The organism is Nonomuraea sp. NPDC003754, from assembly GCF_053605785.1.
Window position 1 is genome coordinate 57,159 of sequence record NZ_JBSGJX010000041.1, and the last position, 25,732, is coordinate 82,890.

The 25,732-nt window shown below is 74.2% G+C and carries 7 protein-coding genes; all 7 read left to right on the plus strand.

From position 1 onward, the window contains the following. Positions 1 to 58 precede the first annotated feature (58 nt). Positions 59 to 1,930 carry an amino acid adenylation domain-containing protein gene (locus ACWEVS_RS36590; RefSeq protein WP_452555304.1) on the plus strand — a complete coding sequence of 624 codons (1,872 nt, stop codon included), beginning with the start codon at positions 59 to 61 and terminating at the stop codon, positions 1,928 to 1,930. Beyond that, positions 1,930 to 3,699, plus strand: coding sequence for a carbamoyltransferase family protein (locus ACWEVS_RS36595; RefSeq protein ID WP_449930735.1), 1,770 nt, complete (start codon positions 1,930 to 1,932; stop codon positions 3,697 to 3,699). The genes ACWEVS_RS36590 and ACWEVS_RS36595 overlap by 1 nt, the downstream gene beginning before the upstream one ends. Beyond that, positions 3,696 to 7,706: an amino acid adenylation domain-containing protein gene (locus ACWEVS_RS36600; RefSeq protein WP_452555306.1), complete on the plus strand. Its 4,011-nt coding sequence runs from the start codon at positions 3,696 to 3,698 to the stop codon at positions 7,704 to 7,706. Before ACWEVS_RS36595 ends, ACWEVS_RS36600 begins: the two co-directional genes overlap by 4 nt. Next, entirely contained in the window at positions 7,696 to 14,127 is a 6,432-nt protein-coding gene (locus ACWEVS_RS36605) for an amino acid adenylation domain-containing protein (RefSeq protein ID WP_452555308.1), read from the plus strand. The genes ACWEVS_RS36600 and ACWEVS_RS36605 overlap by 11 nt, the downstream gene beginning before the upstream one ends. Before the next feature lie 14 nt (positions 14,128 to 14,141). Next, positions 14,142 to 24,155 (plus strand): amino acid adenylation domain-containing protein, encoded by a 10,014-nt coding sequence (locus ACWEVS_RS36610; protein WP_452555310.1) that lies wholly within the window; start codon positions 14,142 to 14,144, stop codon positions 24,153 to 24,155. Between the two features lie 4 nt (positions 24,156 to 24,159). Beyond that, the gene (locus tag ACWEVS_RS36615) at positions 24,160 to 24,330 is read left to right on the plus strand and encodes an MbtH family protein (RefSeq protein WP_354910868.1); all 171 of its coding nucleotides are present in this window, start codon (positions 24,160 to 24,162) and stop codon (positions 24,328 to 24,330) included. 2 nt (positions 24,331 to 24,332) lie between these two features. Continuing rightward, positions 24,333 to 25,732, plus strand: a 1,400-nt coding sequence (locus ACWEVS_RS36620; RefSeq protein ID WP_452555312.1) for a tryptophan halogenase family protein, incomplete at its 3' end; no start/stop codon positions are given.

Below are 25,732 nucleotides of genomic sequence, written 5' to 3' on the forward strand. Positions count from 1 at the left end.
TCCGGATCAGCACGCGGAGTTTCGTGGAAAAGCCCTTCTCTTAATTGACGGGATCCACATGGATAATCCGATATTCGAGGCCGCCGAGCGACTCGCGGGTAAATTCGGTATGCCGCCTGGCGCGGTGCTCGCGGCGGGCGCGCTGGTGGTGCTGGCCGCGCACGCGGGCGCGGAGCAGGTGCACGGTGAGGTCTGCGGGCACGAGGTGCGGCTGCCCTGGCGGGCGAGGCTGAGCGAGATCGTCGCGGCGGTCGCCGCCCTGCCCGAGGCCACCAGCGTCGCCGTGGGCGGCCGGAGCATCGTGTTCGACCTCGGCGACCGGGAGGTCGTCGCCGAGCCGCTGCTGCGCGCCCGGCTGGCGGCGGCGCTGGCCGCCGATCCGGACCGGCCTGCCGGCCGGGCCTGGCTCTGGAGCGATGAGGACGCCCGGATCGTCGCGGGCGCGCACACCGAGCGCGACTGGGACACCGTACGGACCGTGGCGTCGATGATCAGGGACCACATGGTCGGCGACCCCGACGCCGTGGCCGTCGACGACGGCGCCACCGCCGTCACCTACCGGCGGCTCGGCGAGCTGACCGTCGCGCTCGCCACTCGCTTCGGGCAGGCCGGCGTGGGACCGGGCGATCTGGTCGGCATCGGCCTGCCCCGGCGGATCGAGACCGTCGCCGCCCTGCTGGCCACCTGGTCGCTGGGCGCCGGCTTCCTGCCGCTCGACCTCAAGCACCCGCCGCTCCGGCTGAGCCAGCAACTGGCCGCCGCCGGAGCGGGGCACGCGGTGCTCCCCGAGGGGGTGGAGCTGCCCGGCTGCACCGCCCTGCGCACGACGGCCGAGCCGGCCGCGGGCGCCGTCCCCGACTTCCCCGTCGCCCTCGACGGGGTGGCCTACGCCCTGTCCACCTCCGGCTCGACGGGCACGCCCAAGGCGGTCGCCATCCCCCATGCGGCCCTGCGGCACAGCGTCGGCGCCATCGCCGCCATGATCGGAGCCGAGCGCCCGCACGTCACCTGCATGGCCACGCTGACCTTCGACATGTCCACGATGGAGATCTTCCTGCCGCTGGCCACCGGCGGGCGGCTGCTGCTGGTCCACGAGGACCTGCAGCGGGATCCGGAACGGCTGGCCGCCTGGCTGCGCGGCCGGCGGCTCGACCTGGTCCAGGCCACCCCGACGACCTGGCGGATGACCGTGCCGCACCTGACCGCCGGCAGCATGGACGGCGTCGACGTGATCTGCGGCGGAGAGGCGCTCAGCGCCGATCTCGTGGCCGGTCTGCGGACGACGGGCGCGCGGGTGTGGAACGGCTACGGCCCGACCGAGACCACCATCTACACCGTCACGCACCTGGTGCCGGATCCGCCGCACGACCCCGTGCCGATCGGCCGCCCCCTGCCGGGCACCCGGGCCGCGGTGCTCGACCAGTGGGACCGGACGGCGCCCGTCGGCCTGATCGGGGAGCTCGTGCTGAGCGGCCCGCAGCTGGCGCTCGGCTACGTCGGCGACCCGGAGCGCACGGCGGCCGTCTTCCAGGAGCACCCGGAGCTGGGCCGGATCTACCGGACCGGCGACCTGTGCGCCTGGCGTCCCGACGGGACCCTGGCCTATCACGGCCGCATCGACCACCAGGTGAAGCTGCGCGGACAGCGGATCGAGCTGGAGGAGATCGAGGCGGTCGCCGAGCGCCATCCGCGGGTGGCCAGGGCCGCCGCGCTGGTGGTCGACCACGGCGCCAATGACCAGCGCCTGACCCTGTACGCGCAGGCGGCGCGGCTGGGGACGGCCGAGCTGCGCGACCACCTGGCGCAGTGGCTGCCACGGGCGCTCATGCCGCAGCGCATCGCGATCGTGCCCAGCCTTCCCCTGACCGGCAGCCAGAAGATCGACAGGCATGCGCTCCAGTCGCACGCCGAGACCCTCGTGGAGACGTGATGAAAGTCCTGGGTATCAGCGGCCTGCACCATTCCGAGGAATTCAAGCGGCGCGAGCTTCCCGGCCTGTCCGAACGCGAGTACCGGATCAGCCAGGGCCGCGACTCGGCCGCCGCCCTGGTGGTGGACGGCCGGGTCGTGGCGGCCTCGGCCGAGGAACGTTTCACCGGAGAGAAGGGCACCGGCCGCTTCCCCGCCAACGCCATCCGCGACTGCCTGGACCGGGCCGGGCTCGGCCTGGCCGACCTCGACCTGATCGGCCACGGCTTCGCCCACGAGCCCTCCGAGCTGGAGGCCGGGGAGGACTACCTGGCCCGGCGCTACCGGGAGGTCTACGACCCCGAGCGGCAGCTGGACTGGTTCGCCGAGCACTTCCCCGGCCAGGAGGTCCGCTCGCGCTTCGTCCCCGTTCCGCACCATCTGGCGCACGCGGCCAGCGCCTACTACGCCAGCGGCTTCGACGACTGCCTGGTGCTGGTGGCCGACGGCCGGGGCGAGACCGAGAGCCTGACCGTGCTCGCCGGCACCGGCGGCAAGCTCGACGTGCTGCACTCCGTGCCCGCGATGCACTCCCTCGGCACGCTCTACGGGGTCTTCACCCTCTACCTGGGCTTCGAGATGGCCCTGGACGAGTACAAGATGATGGGCCTGGCCTCCTACGGCGACCGCACCCGCTACGAGCGCGAGCTGCGGCAGCTGGTGCACCTGCGGCCCGCGCCGGAGTTCAGCGTCCCGCTGCTGGCCCGCGACGGCGACCTGCTCCAGCGGGAGACGCATCGGGGCGTCCTGGCCGTGCTGGAGGAGATCTTCGGACCGGCGCGGCAGCCGGGCGGCCCGATCGAGCAGCGGCACATGGACATCGCCGCGGCCGTCCAGGCGGCGCTGGAGCGGTGCCTGCTGCACGTGTTGCGGCACTACCGTCACCAGACGGGACTGCGCGACCTGTGCTACGCGGGCGGGGTCGCGCTCAACTGCACCGCCAACGGCCTCATCCTGCGCAGCCGGCTGTTCGACAGGGTCTTCGTGCCGCCCGGCGCCGGCGACGACGGCACCGCCGTGGGCGCCGCGCTCCACCTGCACGCCGACCGCAAGCCGGAGACCCCGATCACGCCGCTGCTCATGCCGTACTGGGGCAGCTCCTTCGACGCCGACCGGATCGCCGAGCACCTGGCCACCAGGACCGACTGCCGCCACCGCCGCGTCACCGACGAGGAGGAGCTGCTCGCCGAGACCGCCGCCGCGCTGGACCGGGGCGAGGTGATCGCCTGGTTCCAGGACGGCATGGAGTTCGGCCCCCGCGCCCTGGGCTGCCGCAGCATCCTGGCCGACCCTCGCGAAGCCCGGATGCGCGACCACATCAACAACCTGATCAAGAAGCGTGAGGACTTCCGGCCCTTCGCCCCCGTCGTCGCCGAGGAGGCGGCGGCCGACCTGTTCGAGATCAGGCGGGGCCGCGAGCGCCAGTACGCGCACATGCTGTTCACCACCCGCACCCGCCCCGAGCACCGCGAGCGCCTGGGCGCGGTCACGCACATCGACGGCACCGCCCGGGTCCAGGCGGTCAGCAGGGACGGCAACCCGCGCCTGTGGTCGCTGCTGAACGTCTTCGCCGCGCGCACCGGCCTGCCGGTGCTGCTCAACACCTCCTTCAACCTGCGCGGCCAGCCGATCGTCCGCACCCCGCGCGAGGCGGTCGACACCTTCCTGCGCGGCGGCCTGGACCGCCTGGTCATCGGCGACCACGTGGTGCTGCCGGGAGGCGCGTCGTGAGTCCCTCGACCACGCTGCCCGCCGACCTGGCGGCGACCGTCCGGCCCACCTACGCGCGCGGGTCGCTGACCCGCCCGCTCGCCCGTCCGTACGGCGGCGCCGTGCTGGCCGCGGCCGTCCTGGCGTTGATCGCCGAGGCCGGAACCGAGCAGGTGACGATGGCGGCGGTGGACGGGAGCGGGCTGGTGACGCTGCGCGCGGCCGTCGGGGAGCGCACCACGCTGGCCGAGCTGCTGGCGCCCGAGCGCGACCCGGCCGACCCGCAGGCCCGGGTGCTGGTGGCGGCCGACGCCGACCGGGCCGAGGTGGACCGGCTGGCGCTGGGCCTGCGCGACTGCGACTGCCTCTTCCTGCTGGCCGGCGATGCCGGCGACCGGCGGCTGGAGTGCGACTACGACGCCGACCGGTACACCGCGGCCACCATGGCCTGGCACCTGGACCGGCTGGAGTCGATCCTGGAGTCGCTGGACGACGATCCCGGCACCCCGCTGGCCGAGGTCGTGATCGCCCCGGACGCCCTGCCGATCGCGGCCGACTGGCACGAGGACGCCTACGTCGCCCCGCGTACCCCCACCGAGGAGGCGCTGGCCGCCATCTGGGCCGAGGTCCTGGAGGTGCCCAGGGTCGGCGCGGAGGATGACTTCTTCGCGATGGGCGGCCACTCCATCCTCGCCGCCCGGGCGCTGACCAGGATCCGCGCCGCCTTCGACGTCGAGGTGCACTTCGACGAGCTGTTCGCGGCCCCGACCCTGGCCAGGTGCGCCGAGGTGGTCGACGCGGCCACCGCGCGCGGCCCGGTGCGCGGCCCGGTGCGCCCGCTGGTCAAGGCGCCCGACGGGCACGCCGTGGTCTCGCTGGAGCAGGAGCGGCTGTGGTTCCTGGAGCAGTGGCGGCCGGGCACGGCGCTCCACAACGTGCCGCTGGTGCTGGAGCTGACCGGCCCGGCCGACGCCGGTGAGCTGCGGCAGGCGCTCCAGCGGGTCGTCGACCGCCATCCGGCCCTGCGCACCGCCTTCGTCACCGTCGACGGCCAGCCGCGGCCGGTGACCCGGGCGGCGGCCGTCCCCTGGCGGCACGAGCGCGCCGCGAACGGGGCGGCGGCGTGGGAGGCCGTCCGCGGCCACCTCAGAGAGCCCTTCGACCTGGGCGTGCCGCCCCTGGTCCGGGCCGGGCTGGTGAGCCATGCCCACGACCGGCACCTGCTGTGGATCTGCGTGCACCACCTGGCCGTCGACGGCTGGTCGCTGGACCACCTGCTCGACGACCTCACCACCGCCTGCCGTGGCCGCGCCCTGCCGCCGCCCGACGAGCTCGGCTACGCCGACTACGCCGCCTGGCAGCGCAGCAGGCCCGTGGACGAGGGGCTGGCCTGGTGGCGTGAGCACCTGGACGGCCTGCCGCCGCTGCTGGAGCTCCCCTCTGACCACCGCCGCCCGGCCGTGCAGAGCTTCGGCGGCGGTACCCGGCGCCACGTCGTGCCGCCGGAGCTGGCCCGCGCCCTGACCGATTTCGCCCGGGCGCGCTCGGCCACCGTCTTCGACGTGGCGCTGACGGTCTTCGCGCTGGTCCTGCGCCGCTGGACGGGCCGGAGCGACCTGCCGATCGCCACACCGGTGGCCGCCCGGCCGCTGCCCGAGCTGGAACCGCTCGTCGGCTTCTTCGTCAACACCCTGGTGGTGCGGGCCGACGTGTCCGGCGAGCCGGGCTTCGGCGAGCTGGTCGACCGGGTACGGCGCGGCGTCGCGGGCGCGCTCAGCCACCAGGACGTGCCCTTCGCGCTGCTGGTGGAGGCGCTCCAGCCGGAGCGGGCGCTCACCCACGCGCCGCTGGTGCAGGTCGCCTTCGCGCACTACCGGCCCTCGCGCCACTCCTGGGCCCTGACCGACGGGCTGACGGCCACGATGCGGCTGGCGGACACCGGGACCGCCAAGTTCGACCTCACCTTCACCGTGCACGACGCGCCGGGCGAGATGGCCGTGGAGGTGGAGTACGCGACCGACCTGTTCGAGGCGGAGACCGCCGACCGGCTGGCCGAGCAGTGGCAGACTCTGCTGCGGCGCCTGCTGGCGGCGCCGGGACGGCCGGTCTCCCGCGTCAGCGCGCTGCCCGAGCGCCAGCGGAGGCGGCTGGCCGGCTGGTCCGCCGGGTCCGGCGGGTCCGGCGGGTCCGGCTCCGTGGCCGGCCCGGAGCCGGTGTCCGTCCCTGAGCTGGTCGCCCGGCAGGTGGCCGGCCGCCCGGACGCGGTCGCGGTGAGCGACGGGGCCGTCCGGCTCACCTACGCCGAGCTGTGGGCGCGGTCGGGCGCGCTGGCCGCGCGGCTCGGGCCGCGCAGGGGCGAGCCGGTGGGGCTGGCCTGCCGTCGCGGCGCCGACCTGGTCGTCGCCATGCTGGCCATCCTGCGGGCCGGGGCCGCCTACGTGCCGCTCGACCCCGCCTACCCGGCCGCCCGGCTGTCGTTCATGCTGGAGGACAGCGGCGCGCGACTGGTGGTGGGGCATCGCGACCTGCTCGCCGGGCTGCCGCTGGCCGGACGCGCCGGCCTGGCCGTGGACGGGCCGGGCGCCGAGATCGGGGCCGCTCCTCAGGTGGAGGTCGGCCCCGAGGACGCCGCCTACGTGATCTACACCTCGGGCTCGACCGGACGGCCGAAGGGCGTGGTGATCCCGCACCGGGGCGTCATCCGCCTGGTCCGGGAGACCGACTACGTCGCCCTCGACGGCACGACGGTCATCGCCCAGGTCTCCAACGCCTCCTTCGACGCCATCACCTTCGAGGTCTGGGGCGCGCTGACCAACGGCGGCCGCGTGGCGGTGACGCCACCGGAGACCGTGCTGTCCCCGGTCGCGCTCGCCGCGCTGCTGCGCGCCGAGCGGGTCACCACCGCCTTCCTCACCACGTCCCTGTTCAACGCCACCACCAGCGAGGTCCCCGACGCCTTCGCCACGGTCGAGCAGCTCTACGTCGGCGGCGAGGCGCTGGACGTGGCCAGGATCGGGGAGGTGCTGCGCGGCGGGCTCGGTCCGAAGAGCCTGCACAACGCCTACGGGCCGACCGAGGTGACCACCTTCTCCACCTGCCGGCGGCTCACCGAGCCGCCCGCCGTCCGCGGGCCCATCGGCAGGCCCATCGCCAACACCACCGCCTGGGTCGTCGACCTCGACACGGGCGACCTGGCCGCCGCCGGCGTGCCGGGCGAGCTGTGGCTCGGCGGCCCCGGCGTGGCCTGGGGCTACTGGGACCGGCCGGGGCGGACCGCGTCCTCGTTCGTGGCCGACCCCTTCTCCGGTACGGCGGGCGCGCGCCTCTACCGCACCGGGGACCTGGCCCGCTGGAACGGGGACGGCACCCTGGAGTTCCTCGGCCGCGTCGACCGGCAGCTGAAGATCCGCGGTTTCCGGGTAGAGCCCGGCGAGGTCGAGCTGGCCATGTCGGCGCTGCCCGGCGTGCGCGGCTGCGCCGTCGTCGCGCTGGAGCCGGAGTCCGGGCCGGTGGAGCTGGCCGGCTACGTCCAGCCCGGCCCTGGGGTCACCCTGGCCGGGCTGCGCGAGGGACTGGCGCGGGAGCTGCCCGAGCACCTGATCCCCGCCCACCTGATCCTCGTGGACCGGCTGCCCCTCACCCCCAACGGGAAGGTCGACCTGTCCGCCCTGCCCGCGCCCGAGCGGCAGCGGGCCGAGGCGGCCGCGGTGGCACCGGACGGGCCGGTGGAGGAGCTGCTGGCCGGGATCTGGGCCGAGGTGCTCGGCGTGGAACGGCTCGGCGCCACCGACGACTTCTTCGATCTGGGCGGCCACTCCCTGCACGCCGTCAAGGTCACCACACGGATCGAGCGCGCCCTGCGCACGACGCTCTCGGTCCGCGACCTGTTCCGGCACAAGACGGTCCGGCGCCTGGCCGCCGCGCTGCGCAGCGCGGACGGCGACCGGCTGGACCGCGTGGCGGCCATCGTCCTCCAGGTCCGGCAAGCCCGCGTGGTTGCGGAGAAAGAGAACGCAGATGCACATTGACCGCGCCGAAGAGCTGCTCATCAGCAGGCTGCTGGCCGAGGCGGGCCTCGACGACCTGCCCAGGCCGGTCGCGATCCCGCGCCGTGAGCCCGGATCCGACCCGCTGTCGCACGGCCAGGAGCGGCTGTGGTTCCTGGACCAGTGGCGGCCGGGCATCCCGCTCTACAACGTCCCCGTGCTGCTGGAACTCACCGGTCCGGCCGACGCCGCCGGGCTGCGGCGGGCCGTACAGGGCCTGGCCGACCGGCACCCGGCCCTGCGCACCGCCTTCACCGCCACCGACGGCAGGCCGCGCACCCACCTGCGCGAGGCCGCCGTGCCCTGGAGCCAGGAGCGCGCCGCCGCCTGGGAGGAGGCGCGGCGGCTGGCCGACCGCCGGCTCAGGGAGCCCTTCGACCTGTCGGCCGCTCCCCTCGTGCGCGCCGGGCTGATCACCCACACCGCCGAGCACCACCTGCTGTGGATCTCCTTCCACCACATCGCCGTGGACGGCTGGTCGCTCGGGCTGCTGCTGGAGGAGCTGGCAGGCAACGAGCCCGCGCCGCCGGTCATCGATTACGCCGACTACGCGGCCTGGCAGCGCGGCCTGCCCCTGGACGAGGGGCTGGCCTGGTGGCGCGAGTACCTCGCGGACCTGCCGCCGCTGCTCGAGCTGCCCGTCGACCGGCGGCGGCCGGCCGTCCAGGAGTTCGACGGCGCCACCAAGTACTTCACCCTGCCGATGGCCGAGCAGGTGCGCGAGCTGGCCCACGCCAGGGGCGCCACCGTCTTCGAGGTGCTCTTCGCCGCCTTCGCCCTGCTCCTGGGCCGGTGGAGCGGCCGTACGGACCTGGTGCTCGGCACGCCCGTGGCCGGTCGCCCGGCGCCGGAGCTGGAGGAGCTCGTCGGCTTCTTCGCCAACACCCTCATCGTCCGGGCCGACCTGGCGGGAGACCCGACCTTCACCGAGCTGCTGGCCCGGGTGCGGGAGTCGTCGGCGCCGGCCCAGTCACACCAGGAGACCCCGTTCGCCGCGCTGGTCGACGCGCTCCAGCCCGAGCGTGACCTGTCGCACCCGCCGCTGGTGCAGGTGCTGTTCGGCCTCCACCGGCAGGAGCGGCGGCGCTGGCGGCTGGGCGAGGCGGAGGCGGAGCTGCTGCCCGCCGACACCGGGACGGCCAAGTTCGACCTCACCGTCACCGTGGTGGACTGCGAGGGCGAGCTGCGCGTGGAACTGGAGTACGCCACCAGCCTGTTCGACGCCGCCACCGCCGACCGGCTGGCCGAGCAGTGGCAGACCCTGCTGGACGGCCTGCTGGCCGCGCCCGACCGGCCCGTCTCCCAGGTCGGCTCGCTCCCCGAGCACGAGCGGCGGCTGCTGGCGAGCTGGTCGGGGCCGGGCGAGCGCATCGCCCCCACCACTTCGTTGCCCCGCCTGGTGGCCGAGCAGGTGCGCGCCCGTCCGGACGCCGTCGCCCTCACCGACGGCGCCACCAGCCTCACCTACGCCGAGCTGTGGGAGCGCTCCGGCGCGCTGGCCGGCCGCCTCGGCGCCGGGCCGGGCGACCTGGTCGGGCTGGCCTGCCGCCGCAGCGCCGACCTGGTCGTCGGCATGCTCGCCATCCTCCGCACCGGGGCCGCCTACGTGCCGCTCGACCCGGCCTATCCCGCCTCCCGCCTGGCCTTCATGCTGGAGGACGCCGGGCTGCGGGTGGTCGTCACCCAGCGCGGGGTGGAGCTGCCGTCAGGCGGCTACCGGAAGGTCCTGGTGGACTCCCCCGCCACCCTGCCTGCCGCTGAGCCTGCCGCTGGGCCCTTCACCGACGCGGAGACCGGCCCGGACGACCTCGCCTATCTGATCTACACCTCGGGTTCCACCGGCACGCCCAAGGCCGTGATGGCCACCCACCACAACGTGATCCGGCTGCTGTCGGGCACCCGGCGCTGGTACGGCTTCCGCCCCGACGACGTGTGGACTCTGCTGCACTCCAGCTCCTTCGACGTCTCCGTCTGGGAGGTCTGGAACGCCCTGACCACCGGCGGCCGCCTGGTCGTGGTCAGTCACTGGGAGAGCCGCGAGCCGGAGGCCTACTACGACTTGGTCGCCCGCGAGCGGGTGACCGTGCTGAACGCCACCCCGGCCGTCTTCCGCCAGTTCGTCGCCGTGGACGAGCGGCGGGGCGTCGACCTGGCCCTGCGCCTGGTGATCTTCGCCGGGGACGCGCTCGACCGCGACTCGGTGCTGCGCTGGTGGGAGCGGCACGGCGAGGACTCTCCGCAGCTGGTCAACATGTACGGGATCACCGAGACCACCGTGCACAGCACCTACGCCCCGCTGACCCGCGAGCTGCTGGCCGAGCGGCCGAGCCCGATCGGCGTCCCACTGCCCGACCTCGGCATCCACATCCTGGACCCGGACGGGCAGCCGGTGGCGGCCGGCGTGATCGGCGAGCTGTACGTCAGCGGCGACGGCGTGACCCGCGGCTACTGGAACCGGCCGGACCTGACCGCCCAGCGTTTCGTGCCCGACCCCTTCTCGGGACGGCCGGGCGCCCGGCTCTACCGCAGCGGCGACCTGGCCAGCTGGAAGCCCGACGGCACGCTGGAGTTCCACGGCCGTATCGACCACCAGCTGAAGATCCGCGGCTTCCGCATCGAGCCGGGCGAGGTCGAGGCGGCCGTCGTCGAGCATCCCCACGTGGCCAAGTGCGTCATCGTCGCGCACGGCGCGCCGGAGCGGCGGCTGGTCGCCTACGTCGTGCCCAGGGGCGAGCTGACCGTCGAGGCGGTCCACGAGTTCCTGGAGCCGCGGCTGCCCGCGCACCTGATCCCCTCCGTGGTGATCATCCTGGACGAGCTGCCGCTCAGCGGCAACGGCAAGGTCGACCGGGCCGCGCTGCCGCCGCCCGGCGAGGACCGGCCGGCGCTGGGCCGGGACTACGTCGCCCCCAGGACCGAGACGGAACGGGAGCTGGCGGCCGTCTGGGCCGAGGTGCTGGAGCTGGAGCGGGTCGGCGTCACCGACAACTTCTTCCACCTGGGCGGGGACTCCATCCGCAGCGTGCAGGTGCTGGCGCTGGCCCGCGAGCGCGGGCTCGACTTCGAGCTGCAGCGGCTCTTCCAGCTGCCGACGGTGGCCCAGCTGGCCGCCGACATCGTGCCGGCGGCGCCGGTGGAGCGGGAGCGGGAGCCGTACGGGCTGGTCTCCGCCGCCGACCGGGCCCGGCTGCCCGAGGACGTGGTCGACGCCTACCCGATGGCCGCGCTCCAGGTCGGCATGGTCTTCCACATGGAGTCCGACGAGCGCATGCTCTACCAGAACGTCGACAGCTTCCACCTGCGGGCGCCGTGGGACGAGGAGCTGTTCCGCGCCGCGACCGCCCAGGTGGTGCGGCGCCACGACATCCTGCGCACCTCCTTCCACCTGAGCGAGTACAGCGAGATGCTGCAGCTCGTCCACCGTGAGGCCGAGCTGCCGATCGTCGTCGCCGACCTGCGCGAGCTGCCGGCCGAGGAGCAGGCGCGCGTCATCGGCGAGCTGGTCGACCGCGAGCGCGAGCGGCCCTTCGACCTGTCCAGGCCGCCGCTGTGGCGCTTCTTCGTCCACCGGCGCACCGACGAGACCTTCCAGTGGACGCTGGTGGAGCACCACGCGATCCTCGACGGCTGGAGCCTGCACTCCACGATCGCCGAGATCCTGGAACGCTACGTGGCCCTGCTCCAGGACCCGGCCGCCGCGGCCGCGGCGCGACCGGCCTCCACCTACCGCGACTTCATCGAGGCCGAGCGCCAAGCCCTGCGGTCGGCCGACGAGCGCGCCTGGTGGAGCGAGCGGCTGGCCGGCCTCGACCGGCTGGTGCTGCCCCGCTGGCCGCGCGACTGCGCGGTCGACGACGCGGGCCCCGCCTACGACGTCCAGGACTGGACCCTGCCCCAGGAGAGCAGCGACTTCTACGGCTGGCGGGAGACCAAGATCCCCGGCGACCTCTGCAGGGGCCTGGAGAAGGTGGCCGAACGGCTGGGCGTGCCGTTGAAGAGCGTGCTGCTGGCCGTACACGTGCGGGTGCTGGCCTATCTGGCCGGGACCGACGAGGTGGTCACCGGGATGGCCTTCAACGGCAGGCTGGAGGAGGCCGACGGCACCGAGTCCCGCGGCCTGTTCCTCAACTCGCTGCCGATCAGGGCGCGGGTCGGCGGGACGTGGGCGGAGCTGATCCGGCGCGTCTTCGAGGAGGAGAACGGCCTGCTGCCGCACCGCCGCTTCCCCATGTCGGAGATCCAGCGCATGGCCGGCGGCGGCCCGCTGTACGAGACGCACTTCGTCTACAACCACTTCCACGTGCTGAAGGACGTGCTCGACGCGGGCGAGGTCGCCTTCGTCGACCCCAAGCTGGACGCCTTCACCACGGTGCGGGTCGAGCCGACCAACTACCCGTTCGTCTGCGGCTTCCTGCGCAACCCGCGCTCCGGCAACGGGCTGCTCATGGGGCTGGACTTCCACCGGGGCGAGTTCTCGCCCGAGCAGGTCCGGCGCGTCCGCGACCAGTACCTGACCGCGCTGCACCAGGTGGCCGCCGATCCGGACGCGCCCGTGGCCGCCGCGCCGCTGTCCTCGCCGGCCGAGCGCGCGCTCGTCGGCCGGTGGAACCGGACCGACCGGCCGGCGCCGCTGGCCGGCTCGATGGAGTCGCTGGTGGCCGAGCACGTCCTGCTGCGGCCCGAGCGCGTGGCCGTGGTCGACGGCGACGTGCGGCTGAGCTACGCCGAGCTGTGGCGGCGGGCCGGTTCGGTCGCCGCGGCCCTGCGGGAGGCGGGCGTGCGCGCGGGCGACCTGGTCGGGCTGTGCTGCGCCCGCTCGGCCGACCTGGTCTGCGCGATCGTCGGCATCCTGCGGGCGGGGGCGGCCTACGTGCCGCTCGACCCCGGGTATCCGGCCGAGCGGCTGGCGTTCATGCTGGAGGACACCGGCGCCGGCATCGTGCTCGGGCACCGCCACCTGCTGGCCGGGTTGCCGCTCGCCGAAGGCCAGGCGATGGCCGTGGAGGATCTCGGCACCCGCGACTTCCGCGACGGCGACCACGGCGGCGGGGACCGTGTCGCGACCGTCGTCTACACCTCCGGCTCCACCGGGCGGCCCAAGGGGGTGGCGGTGCCGCACCGCGGCGTCGTGCGCCTGGTGCGCGGCACCGACTACGTCCGGCTCGGCCCCGACAGCGTGGTGGCCCAGCTGTCGAACTCGTCCTTCGACCCGCTCATCTTCGAGGTCTGGGGCGCGCTGCTGAACGGCGGGCGGCTGGTGATCGCCGACAACGAGACGGTGCTGTCACCCGCCAGGCTGACGGCGCTGCTGCGGGCCGAGGGCGTGACCACGCTCGCCCTGGTGACCGCCCTGTTCAACTCGACGGTCGGCGAGGTGCCCGACGCCTTCGCCACCGTGGACCAGGTCTACATCGGCGGCGAGCGCATCAACCTGAGCAGCGTCCGCGAGGCCCGCCACTCCGGCCTGCACAACATCTACGGCCCGACCGAGGTGACCAGCATCTCCACCTGCAGACCGCTGGCGGAGCTGCCGCTCACCAACGGGCAGATCGGGCCGCCCATCGCCAACACGCAGGCCTGGGTCGTGGACCAGGCACTGCGTCCCGCTCCGGTCGGGGTTCCCGGCGAGCTGTGGCTGGGCGGCCCCGGCGTGGCCGTCGGCTACTGGCGGCGGCCCGGACTGACCGCCGACCGCTTCGTCGCCGATCCCTTCTCCGGGGTGCCGGGCTCGCGCCTGTACCGCACCGGCGACCTGGCCTGCTGGCGGCCCGACGGCACCCTGGACTTCCTCGGCCGCCGCGATCACCAGGTCAAGATCCGGGGCTTCCGGGTGGAGCTGGGCGAGATCGAGGAGACGCTGGCCGGGCACCCGTCGGTGGCCGCCTGCGTGGTGACCGCGCCCGGCGGCAGGCTGGCCGCCTACGTGCAGCCCGCCGCCGCGGTCAGCGCCGGCGAGCTGCTGGAGCACCTGGCGGGGCAGCTGCCCGAGCACATGGTGCCGGCCAGCTTGATGATCATGGATGAGCTGCCGCTCAACCCCAACGGCAAGATCGACCGGGCCGCGCTCCCCCTGCCCGGCTCCGGCCAGGCCGTCCCCGAGGCGGAGTACGTCGCGCCCCGCGACCCGGTGGAGGAGGCGCTCTCCGCGATCTGGCGCGAGGTGCTGGAGGTCGAACGGGCCGGGGCCGAGGACGACTTCTTCGCCCTGGGCGGGCACTCCCTGCACGCCGTGCAGATCGCCTTCCGCATCCGCACCGCCTTCGGCGTCGACCTGGGCATCAAGCAGATCCTCGCGGAGCCCCGCATCTCCGCCCTGGCCAAGCGGGTCGCCGAGGAGCTGGAGCGGATGGTCGAGGCGCTCACCGACGACGAGCTCGAGCGGCTGCTGCCGTCCGAGTCATGAGAGGACCCGCACGCATGTCCGAGACCTTCGCCACGCGGATCGCGCAGCTGTCCCCCGAGCGCCGCAGGCTCCTCCTCGAACGGCTGGCGCGCGGGTCCGAGCCGCTGCGCGCGCCGCGTGACGGCACGCCGCTGCCGCTGTCGTTCGCCCAGGAGCGGCTGTGGTTCCTGTGGCGGATGGCCCCGGACAGCCCCGCCTACAACGCCCCGGCGGCGGTACGGCTCCGCGGCCCGCTGGAGGTGGATGCGCTCGCCGGGGCGCTGAGCGGGGTGGTGGCCAGGCACGAGGTGCTGCGCACCCGCTACGCCGCGGAGGGCGGGGCGCCCGCCCAGGTCGTGGACCCGCCCGCGCCCGTCGAGCTGCCGGTGATCCACGCCGCGGAGGGCGAGCTGCGCGGACTGGTCGACCGTGAGTGCGCGCTGCCCTTCGACCTGGAGGGCGGGCCGGTCCTGCGCGCCCGGCTGTTCCGCCTGGCCGCCGACGACCATGTCCTGCTGCTGGTCATCCACCACATCGCCTGCGACGGCTGGTCCCTGCCCATCCTGTGGCGGGAGCTGGCCGCCCTCTACCAGGGCGAGGCCCTTCCCGACCTGGAGATCCAGTACGCCGACCACGCCCACCGCCAGCGGCACGCCGCCGCCCACGCAGACACCGCCCATGCAGGCACCGCCCAGGATGACGGCGGCCCTGACACCGGCACTGACACCGGCACCGGCCCTGACCGTGACACTGACGACGGCCTGGGCTACTGGACCGCCCAGCTGGCCGGCCTGGAGACGCTCGAACTGCCCGCCGACCGGCCCCGGCCGCAGGAGCCCGGGCACCAGGGCCACCACGTGCCGCTGCGCGTGCCGGAGGAGACGGCGCGCACGCTGCGCGCGCTGGCCCGCGACAGCGGCGCGACGGTCTTCATGGTGCTACTGACCGCCGTCCAGGCGCTGCTGTCCCGCCTGACCGGCCAGCACGACATCGCCGTCGGCACCCCCACAGCCGGCCGCGACCGCCCCGACACCGCCCCGCTCATCGGCTTCTTCGTCAACACCCTCGTGCTACGCGCGGGCACCGGCGACAACCCCACCTTCCGCGACCTGCTGCGCCGGAACCGGACCACCGTGCTGGACGCCTTCGCCCACCAGCACACCCCCTTCGAGCGCGTCGTCGAGCGGCTCAACCCGGTGCGCGGTCCCGGCAGGAACCCGTTGTTCAACGTCATGTTCACCGGCGACAGCGACGCGGCCACCTCGAGGCTGGAGCTGGGCGGGCTGGCCGCGCAGCCGTACCCCTGCGACGCCGGCGGGGCGCTGTTCGACCTGACCTTCAGCCTGCACGACGGCTTCGCCGGCGCCCTGGAGTACGACGCCGAGCTGTTCGACCTGGGCACCGTCGAGCGCATGGCCGACCAGCTGAACGTGCTGCTGCGCCAGGCGGCGGCCGACCCGGACCGGCCGATCGCCGACTACGACCTGGTCACCGACGCCGAGCGGCGGCAGCTGGCGCGCTGGAACGCGACCCGGCTCGCCCGCAACGCCAGGTCCAGCGTCGAGGAGCAGTTCGAGGCCTGCGCCGACACGGCCCCCGGCGACCTGGCGCTGGTGTGCGGGGCCGAGCGGCTCACCTACGGCCAGGTGGAGCGGCGGGCCAACCGGCTGGCCCACCTGATCCGCGAGCTCGGCGCGGGAACCGAGGACGTGGTGGCGATCTGCGTGGGGCGCGGCCCGGACTCGGTGATCGCCCCGCTGGCCGCCCTGAAGGCGGGGGCGGCGTTCTTCCCCGTCGACGCCGACCAGCCGCCGGCGCGGCTGGCCGCGATGCTGGCCGGTACGGCACCGGCGGTCGTGCTGGCGGACTCAGGCTTCGCCGGGCAGATCCCCGACGGCCCCTGGCGGGTGGCCGACATCGGCGGCGACCTCGGCGCGCTGCCCGACCACCGGCCCGCACGCGACGTGCCAGGCTCCGCTCTGGCCTACGTCATCCACACCTCCGGCTCCACCGGCACGCCCAAGGGCGTCATGGTCACCAGGGGCGGCCTGGCCAACCTGCGCGCCGACTGGGCCGCGCGCAGGTACCGCGCCCGCAGGTGGCTGACCGTGGCCAGCCCCTCCTTCGACGTCTTCCTCGGCGACGTGGTGCGCAGCCTGACGTTCGGCGGGAGCCTGGTGATCGCGCCGCGCACCCTGGCTCTGGCTCCCGGCGAGCTGGCCGACGCGCTCGTGGCCGAGCGGATCGACGCCTTCGACAGCATCCCGGCCGTGCTGCACGCGCTGGCCCAGCACGTGGCCGGCAGCGGACGGCGGCTGCCTGACCTGCGCCTGCTCGTCTCGGGCGGCGACGCCCTGTCCGTGGCCGACTGCGAGGCGATCATGGCGGCCCTCGGCTCCGAGGTGCGCGTGCTCAACGCCTGGGGCGCCACCGAGACGACCATCGACAGCACCATCCACGAGGTGCGCAGGGGCGCGCGGACGGTCTCCGGCATCACGCCCGTCGGCGCCCCGGCCGCCAACACCGGTATCCACGTCCTGGACGAGCAGGGCCGGCAGGTGCCGATCGGCGTCGTGGGCGAGCTCCACGTCGGTGGCGAGGGCCTGGCCCGCGGCTACATCGGCCGGCCCGCGCAGACCGCGGCCCGCTTCGTGCCCGACCCGTTCGCCACCGCGCCGGGCGCCCGCCTCTACCGCACCGGCGACCTGGGCCGCTGGTTGCCCGACGGCACCATCGAGTTCCTCGGCCGCGACGACGACCAGGTGAAGATCCGCGGCCACCGCGTCGAGCCGGGCGAGGTGCAGGCCGTCCTGCGCGAGCATCCGGCGGTCGCCGACTGCCACGTGCTGGCCTGGCCCGACGGGCCTGGCAACCACCGGCTGGTCGGCTACGTGGTGCTGACGGGGGAGACCGGCCACGGCGAGCTGCGGGAGTTCTGCAACCAGCGCCTGCCCCGCGCGATGTGGCTGTCGGGGATCGTCGAGGTGGACGCGCTGCCCCGCACCCTGAGCGGGAAGGTCGACCGGGCCCGGCTGCCGCAGCCCGGTCCCGCCGTCTCCCGTGCCCGCCACGAGCCGCCGCGCACCGAGCTGGAGCGCACGGTCGCCGCCGTCTGGCGGCGGGTGCTCCAGGTGCCGGACGAGGTGGGCGCGCACGACGACTTCTTCGACCTCGGCGGGCACTCGATGCTGGCCACCCGCCTGCTCTTCGCGCTCAAGGAGGAGCTCGGCGTCGACCTGCCGGTCACCGCGATCTTCGAGGCGCCGACCGTGGCGGCGCTGGCCGCCCGCGTCGAGACCGCCCGGCCCGCCGCGCCGCCGGTCCTGCGCGCGCCGCGAGAGGAGACCCTGCCCCTGTCCTTCGCCCAGGAGCGGCTGTGGTTCCTGTGGAAGCTGGCTCCCGCCAGCCCCGCGTACAACATGCCGGTGTCCGTACGGCTGCGCGGCCCGCTCGACGTCGAGGCGCTGGCCGGGGCGCTCAGCGGGGTGGTGGCCCGGCACGAGGTGCTGCGCACCCGTTACGTGGAGGTCGACGGCGTCCCCGCGCAGGTGGTCGATCCGCCCGCCCCGGTGGAGCTCGGGGAGGGGCTGGAGGGCGCCTGGGAGGAGCCCTTCGACCTGGAGAGCGGGCCGGTCCTGCGGGCGCGGCTGCACCGCGTGGCCGCCGACGACCACGTCCTGCTCCTGGTCTTCCACCACATCGCCTGCGACGGCTGGTCCCTGCCCGTCCTGTGGTCGGAGCTGGCCGCCCTCTACCAGGGCCGGACGCTTCCCGCCCTGGAGATCCAGTACGCCGACCACGCCTTCCACCAGCGCCGCCACGACTCCGCGGACGGCCTGGCCTACTGGACCGACCGGCTGGCCGGCCTGGAGACGCTCGAGCTGCCCACCGACCGGCCCCGGCCCCACTCGCCCACCCTACGGGGCGACCACGTGCCGCTGCGCCTGCCGGCCGACGGCGTCCGGCGGCTGGCCCGCGAGCACGGCGCGACCGTCTACATGGTGCTGCTGACCGCCGTCCAGACCCTGCTCGCCCGCCTGACCGGCCGGCACGACATCGCCGTCGGCACCCCCACGACCGGCCGCGACCACCCGGACACCGCGCCCCTGATCGGTTTCTTCGCCAACACCCTCGTGCTGCGCGCCGACACCGGCGGCGACCCCGCCTTCGCCGAACTGCTGCGGCGCACCCGCGCCGCCGTCCTGGAGGCCTTCGCCCACCAGGACACCCCCTTCGAGCGCGTCGTCGAGCGGCTCAACCCGGTGCGCAGCCCCGGCCACAACCCCCTGTTCGACGTGCTGGTGACGTACTCGAAGGAGGAGCCGCGCGACGCGTGGAGCCTCGGCGGGCTGGAGGTCACCCGGCAGGACGCGGACGTTCCCGCCGCCCAGTTCGACCTGACCTTCGCCGTGCACGAGTCGGAGGAGGGGCTGAGCGGCGCGCTGCACTACGCGGCCGACCTGTTCGACCGCTCGACCGCCGAGTCGATGGCCGCGCGGCTGGCCAGGCTGGTCGAGGCGGCCGTCGCCGACCCGGCCACCCGGATCGGCCGCCTGCCGGTGCTCAGCGCCGAGGAGGAGGGGCAGGCCGAGGGGCCGCGCCGCGAGGAGCGGCCGGAGCCGCTGTCCCGGGTCTTCGAGTCGTACGCCGCCCGGACCCCGGACGCTCCCGCGGTGGTCGCCGACGGCCGTACCTGGACCTATGACCAGGTCAACCGCATGGCCAACCGGCTGGCCCACCACCTGCTGGAGCGCGGCGCCGGGCCGGAGACCCTCGTCGCGCTGGCCCTGCCCCGCTCGGCCGACCTGATCACCGGCATCCTGGGCGTGCTCAAGGCGGGCGCCGCCTACCTGCCGCTCGACCTGGAGCATCCGGCCGAGAGGCTCGCCGCCACGCTCCGTGACGCCCGGCCGGTGCTGCTCCTCACCACGCGCGAGGCGGCGCTGCCGTACGAGACGGCGGTGATGATGGAGGAGGTGCCCGCCGGGCCCGAGCACGACCCGGGCCTGCCGCTCGCGCCGGACCGGGCGGCCTACGTCATCTACACCTCCGGTTCCACCGGCACGCCCAAGGGTGTCGTCCTGGAGCACCGGGGGCTGGCCAACCTGACGGCCAATCTGGGTGAGCGCCTGGACGGGGCGGGCGGGCCCGCGCACCGGGTGCTCCAGCTGGTCTCGCCCGGTTTCGACGTCATGGTGTCGGAGGTCGCCACGGCGTTCGCCCGTGGCGGCTGCCTGGTGATCGCACCGGCCACGCTCACCGGGGAGGCGCTGGGGGACTTCCTGCGCGAGCAGCGGGTGAGCCTGGCGCACGTGCCCCCCGCGCTGCTGGCCACCGTGCCCCGCCAGCCGCTGCCCGACCTGCGGGTGCTCGTGGTCGGCGGGGAGGGCTGCCCGCCCGAGCTCATGGCGTGGTGGGCGGCCGGGCGCACGATGATCAACGCCTACGGTCCGTCCGAGGTGACGGTGGACGCGACGGCGTGGACCCACGAGCCGGGGCCGGTCATGATCGGCAGGCCCTTGCCGGACATCCAGGTCCACCTGCTGGACGGCGACCTGCGGCCGGTACCGCCGGGCGTGCGCGGCGAACTGTACATCGGCGGACGCGGCGTCGGCCGCGGCTACCTCGACCGCCCCGCACTCACCGCCCAGCGCTTCATCGCCTGGACCGGCGGCCGCCGCCTCTACCGCACCGGCGACCTGGCCCGCCGCCACCCAGACGGCACCCTCGAATTCCTCGGCCGCGCCGACAACCAGATCAAGCTGCGCGGCCACCGCATCGAGCCGGCCGAGATCGAGCACACGCTGAGCCAGGCGGCGGGCGTCGGCCAGGTGGCGGTGATCCTGCGCGACGAGCAGCTCATCGCCTACTTCACGCCGGCCGGCGCCAGCCCCGCGGCCGTGCAGCGCCACGCCCGCACCCACCTGCCCACCCACATGCTGCCGGCCGCCTACCTGCCGCTGCCCGCGCTGCCGCTGACCCCGAACGGCAAGCTGGACCGCCGCGCGCTGCCCGAGCCCCCGGCCACCCGGCACCGGCCGCCCCGCACCCCGCGCGAGCAGACGCTGCTGCGGCTGTTCAACGACACGCTCAACGCCACCCACCTGGGCATCGACGACAACTTCTTCGCCAACGGCGGCCACTCCATCCTGGCCACCCGGCTGATCAGCCGCATCCGCACCGCCCTGGACGCCACCCTCACCATCCGCGACCTGTTCGACCACCCGACCGTGGCGGGCCTGGCGGAGGTCCTGCGCGGCGACGCCCGGCCGGCTCTGCGGCCGATGCCCAGGCCGGAACGGCTGCCGCTGTCGTTCACCCAGCGCCGCCTGTGGTTCCTCAATCGGCTGGAGGACGCCGGCGACCACGCCCAGAACACGCTGGTCTGCCTCAGGCTGCGCGGCCCGCTGGCGGTGCCCGCGCTGGCCGCCGCCCTGTCCGACGTGGTGGCCAGGCACGAGCCGCTGCGCACGGTCTTCCCCGAGGACGAGGCGGGCCCCTACCAGCACGTGCTGCCACCCGCTCCGGTGCGCCTGACGCCGGTGGACACCACCGAGCGGGAGCTGCCGGAGCTGCTCACCGCGACCACTGCGCAAGGTTTCGACCTGACGCGGGAGGCGCCGGTGCGGATGCGGCTGTTCAGGCTCGGCGCCCGCGAGCACGTCCTGCTGCTGGTGGTCCACCACATCGCCTGCGACGGCTGGTCCATGGCGCCGCTCTCGCGCGACCTGGCCGAGGCCTACCGCGCCCGGCTCGACGGCGGGTCGCCCGGGTGGAGCCCGCTGCCCGTCCAGTACGCCGACTACGCCCTGTGGCAGGAGCCGGGCGACGAGCAGCTGGAGTTCTGGCGCGCCGGCCTGGCCGGCCTGCCCGACCAGCTCGACCTGCCCACCGACCGGCCGCGCCCGGCGATCGCCAGCTACCGCGGCGACACGGTGCCCTTCACGATCCCGCCCGAGCTGCACGAGCGCATGCTGGAGGTGGCCCAGTCGGGCAACCTCAGCCTGTTCATGGTGGTGCAGGCGGCCCTGGCCGCCCTGCTGACCCGGCTGGGCGCGGGCGAGGACGTCCCGATCGGCACCGCGGTGGCCGGCCGGGGCGACGAGGCGCTGGACGACCTGGTCGGCTGCTTCATCAACACCCTCGTGCTGCGGACCGACACCTCGGGCGACCCGAGCTTCCACGAGCTGCTCGAGCGCGTCAGAGAGGGCAACCTGGCCGCCTACGAGCACCAGGACGTGCCCTTCGAGCGGGTCGTGGAGGCGGTCAACCCCACCCGGTCGCTGGCCCGCTTCCCGCTCTTCCAGGTGCTCCTGGTCTTCCAGAACAACGCCCCGGCCGAGCTCGCCTTCGCCGGCCTGGACATCGCCCACGAGCCGGTACGGCACGGCACCGCGGACTACGACCTGACCCTCGACGTGATCGAGAACTACGGCCCCTGCGGACAGCCGGAGGGCATGGCCGCCTACCTCGAGTACGCGGTGGACCTGTTCGACCGGGCCACTGCCGAGGCGCTGGCCGAGCGGCTGCTGCGGCTGCTGGAGGCCGCCGTGGCCGACCCGGACGCCCCGATCGGCGAGCTGCCCGTGCTCAGCGCCGAGGAGGCCCGCCAGGCGGTGGCCCACTCCCACGGCCCCCGCGTCGAAGCGCCACCGCAGACCCTGCCGACCTTCTTCGAACAGCAGGCCGCCCGCACCCCGGACGCCGTGGCCGTGGTGGCCGAGGGGCGCAGCTGGACCTTCGACGAGGTGAACCGTACGGCCAACCGGCTGGCCCACCACCTCAGGGCACAAGGAGCCGGACCGGAGACGCTCATCGCGCTGGCCCTCCCCCGCTCCGTCCACATGATCACGGCCATCCTGGGCGTCCACAAGGCGGGCGCCGCCTACCTGCCGCTCGACCTGGAACACCCCGAGGAGCGGCTCGCCTACACCCTCCAGGACGCCCGGCCGCTCCTCCTGCTCACCACCCGCGGCACGGCGCTGCCGTACGAGCGGACCCTGGCGATGGAGGACGTGCCGGACGGGCCCGACCACGACCCCGGCACCCCGCCGCTGCCCCGGCACGCCGCCTACGTCATCTACACCTCCGGCTCCACCGGCCGGCCCAAGGGCGTGGTGCTCGAACACGGCGGTCTGGCCCACCTGTTCCACGCGCACCGGCACGGGCTGTTCACCGCGGCGAAGGGCGAGCGGCTGCGCATCGCCTTCGTGGTGCCGCTGACCTTCGACACCTCGTGGGACTCGATCCTGTGGCTGGTCGACGGGCACGAGCTGCACGTCATCGACGACGTGACGCGGCGCACGCCCGAGGACCTGGTCGACTACATCGACCGGCACCGGATCGGCTTCGTGGACCTCACCCCGGTCTTCATGGAGCAGCTGGTCGCCGCCGGGCTGTTCGCGCCGGGGCGGCACCATCCGAAGGCGCTGATGGTGGGCGGGGAGGCGGTCTCGGCCGGGTTGTGGCGGGCGATGCGGCAGGCGACCGACACCGACAGCTACAACTACTACGGCCAGACCGAGTGCACCAACGACAGCACCGGCTACCGGGTGCGTGACGGCGAAGTGCCGCTGATCGGCCGCCCGCTGGTCAACACCGAGGTCCACCTGCTGGACGGCAATCTGCGGCCGGTACCACCGGGCGTGCGCGGCGAACTGTACATCGGCGGACCCGGCGTCGGCCGCGGCTACCTCGACCGCCCCGCACTCACCGCCCAGCGCTTCATCGCCTGGACCGGCGGCCGCCGCCTCTACCGCACCGGCGACCTGGCCCGCCGCCACCCCGACGGCACCCTCGAATTCCTCGGCCGCGCCGACAACCAGATCAAACTCCGCGGCCACCGCATCGAGCTCGCCGAGATCGAGACCGTCCTGGGCGGCGCCCCGGGGATCGCGCAGGCCGCGGTCATCGTCCGCGACGACCAGCTCGTCGCCTACCTCACGCCGGAGAGCGCCGACCCGGCGGCCGTCCACCAGCACGCCCTGGCCCACCTGCCGACGCACATGCTTCCCGCGGCCTACCTGCCGCTGCGCGCGCTGCCGCTGAACCCCAACGGCAAGCTGGACCGCCGGGCGCTGCCGGAACCCCCTCGCGCGCGGCACCGCTCGCCGCGCACGCCGAGGGAGAACACGCTGCTGGAGCTCTTCTCCGACGTGCTCGAAGCCCCAGGGCTCGGCATCGACGACAACTTCTTCGCCAACGGCGGCCACTCCATCCTGGCCACCCGGCTGATCAGCCGCATCCGCGGCACGCTCGGGGTCAGGCTGACCATCCGCGACCTGTTCGCCGCGCCCACGGTCGCCGAGCTCATCGAGCGGCTCGACGGCAGCGGCGGCGCGGACGCCTTCGACATGCTGCTGCCGCTGCGGCCCGCCGGCGACCTGCCGCCGCTGTTCTGCGTCCACCCGGTCGGCGGGGTGAGCTGGTGCTACAGCAGCCTGCTGCCGCACCTGGAGCCCGACCGGCCGGTCTACGGGCTGCAGTCCACCGGGCCCGGCCGGGCCGGATCGGTGGCCGAGATGGCCGAGCAGTACCTGGAACTGGTCCGCAAGGTGCAGCCGGAGGGCCCCTACCACCTGCTCGGGTGGTCCTTCGGCGGCCTGGTGGCCCACGCCATGGCCGAGCGGCTGGAGGGCGAGCGGGAGGGTCAGGTGGCCCTGCTCGCGCTGCTCGACAGCTACCCGGCCTTCTCCGGCGCCGAACGGCCGGGCATCGAGGACCCGGCCGAGGCCCGCGAGCTGCTGATGGACTCCGTCGGCTACGCGGCCGAGCTGGACGAGGAGCTCGTGGCCACGATGACCGAGACCGTCCTGCACAACTCCAGGCTGCTGGACGCGCACCGCCCCGGACGCGTCGGCGGCGACGCGGTGCTGTTCGTCGCCACGCGGAGCTGGGCTCCGGGGGTGTCCGCCGCCGGGATCTGGCGGCCGCACGTGACCGGCCGCCTGGACGTCCACGAGATCGACTGCGACCACGAGGCGATGACCAGGGCCGACGCCATGGCCCATATCGGACCGATCGTCGCCGCACACTGCAGGGAGGCATGAGCCCATGTTCAAAGTCGTCGTCAACCACGAGGAGCAGTACTCGATCTGGCCCGCCGGCCGGGACAACCCCGCCGGCTGGACGGACGAGGGTTTCGCGGGCGATCGGGAGCAGTGCCTCGCCCACGTCGCCACCATCTGGACCGACATGCGGCCGCTCAGCCTGAGAGGACAGTAGCGATGATCAACAGCGTGGTGATCGTGGGCGGCGGCACGGCCGGATGGATGACCGCCACCTACCTCAAGGCCGCCTTCGGGGACCGGGTCTCGGTCACCCTGGTCGAGTCGCCGCGGATCCCGACGATCGGCGTGGGCGAGGCCACCTTCAGCACCGTCCGGCACTTCTTCGACTACCTCGGGCTGGACGAGCGGGACTGGATGCCGCAGTGCGCGGCCTCCTACAAGCTGGCCATCAGGTTCCAGAACTGGCGCGGTGACGGCACCCACTTCTACCACCCGTTCGAGCGGCTGCGCGTGAGCGACGGGTTCACCCTGGCCGACTGGCACCTGCGGCTCAACGGCGCCGAGCCGTTCGACCGGCACTGCTACATCACCCCGTGGCTCTGCGAGGCCAGGCGCTCGCCCCGCATGCGCGACGGCAGCCTGTTCGCCTCCGGGCTGGACGGCACGCTCGGCCGCTCCACCCTCGACGAGCAGCGCGCGCAGTTCCCCTACGCCTACCACTTCGACGCCGCCCAGCTGGCCGGGTTCCTGACCGGCCTGGGAGTACGGCAGGGCGTCCGCCACGTGCTCGACGACGTCACCGGTGTCGGGCAGGACGAGCGGGGCTGGATCAGCCACGTCGCCACCAGGCAGCACGGCCGGCTGACCGGGGACCTCTACATCGACTGCACCGGCTTCCGCGGCCTGCTCATCAACGAGACGCTGGGCGAGCCGTTCCGCCCCTTCCTGGACGTGCTGCCGAACAACCGCGCGGTCGCCCTGCGGGTGCCTCGCGAGGAGCAGGAGCTGATCAACCCCTACACCACGGCCACCGCGATGGACGCCGGCTGGATCTGGACCATCCCGCTCTACGGCCGCAACGGCACCGGCTACGTCTACTCCGACGAGTTCTGCACCCCCGAGGAGGCCGAGCGCACGCTGCGCGCCTTCGCCGCGCCCGGCCGCGACGACCTCGAGGCCAACCACATCCGCATGCGGATCGGCCGCAACCACCGCTCCTGGGTGGCCAACTGCGTGGCCATCGGCCTGTCCAGCGGCTTCGTCGAGCCCCTGGAGTCCACCGGGATCTTCTTCATCCAGCACGGCATCGAGCAGCTGGTCAAGCACTTCCCCGACGAGCGCTGGGACCCGCTGCTGAGCAAGGGCTACAACGACAAGGTGGCCCGGGTGATCGACGGGGTCAAGGAGTTCCTGATCCTGCACTACCGGGCCGGCGCCCGCGCCGACACGCCGTACTGGCAGGAGACCAAGCGCCGCAAGATCCCCGAGAGCCTGTCGGACCTGCTGGAGCTGGCTGCCGGCCGGCTGCCGGACGAGAGCGCCGTCTACCCGTACTACCACGGCTTCGAGCTGTACTCGTGGATCACCATGCTGCTCGGGCTCGGGCACGCGCCCCT

Excerpts from the sequence above, each read along its gene's own strand:
- ACWEVS_RS36590 (WP_452555304.1), top strand. The coding sequence starts at position 59 with ATGGATAATCCGATATTCGAGGCCGCCGAGCGACTCGCGGGTAAATTC.
- ACWEVS_RS36595 (WP_449930735.1), top strand. The coding sequence starts at position 1,930 with ATGAAAGTCCTGGGTATCAGCGGCCTGCACCATTCCGAGGAATTCAAG.
- ACWEVS_RS36605 (WP_452555308.1), top strand. The coding sequence starts at position 7,696 with ATGCACATTGACCGCGCCGAAGAGCTGCTCATCAGCAGGCTGCTGGCC.
- ACWEVS_RS36610 (WP_452555310.1), top strand. The coding sequence starts at position 14,142 with ATGTCCGAGACCTTCGCCACGCGGATCGCGCAGCTGTCCCCCGAGCGC.
- ACWEVS_RS36615 (WP_354910868.1), top strand. The coding sequence starts at position 24,160 with ATGTTCAAAGTCGTCGTCAACCACGAGGAGCAGTACTCGATCTGGCCC.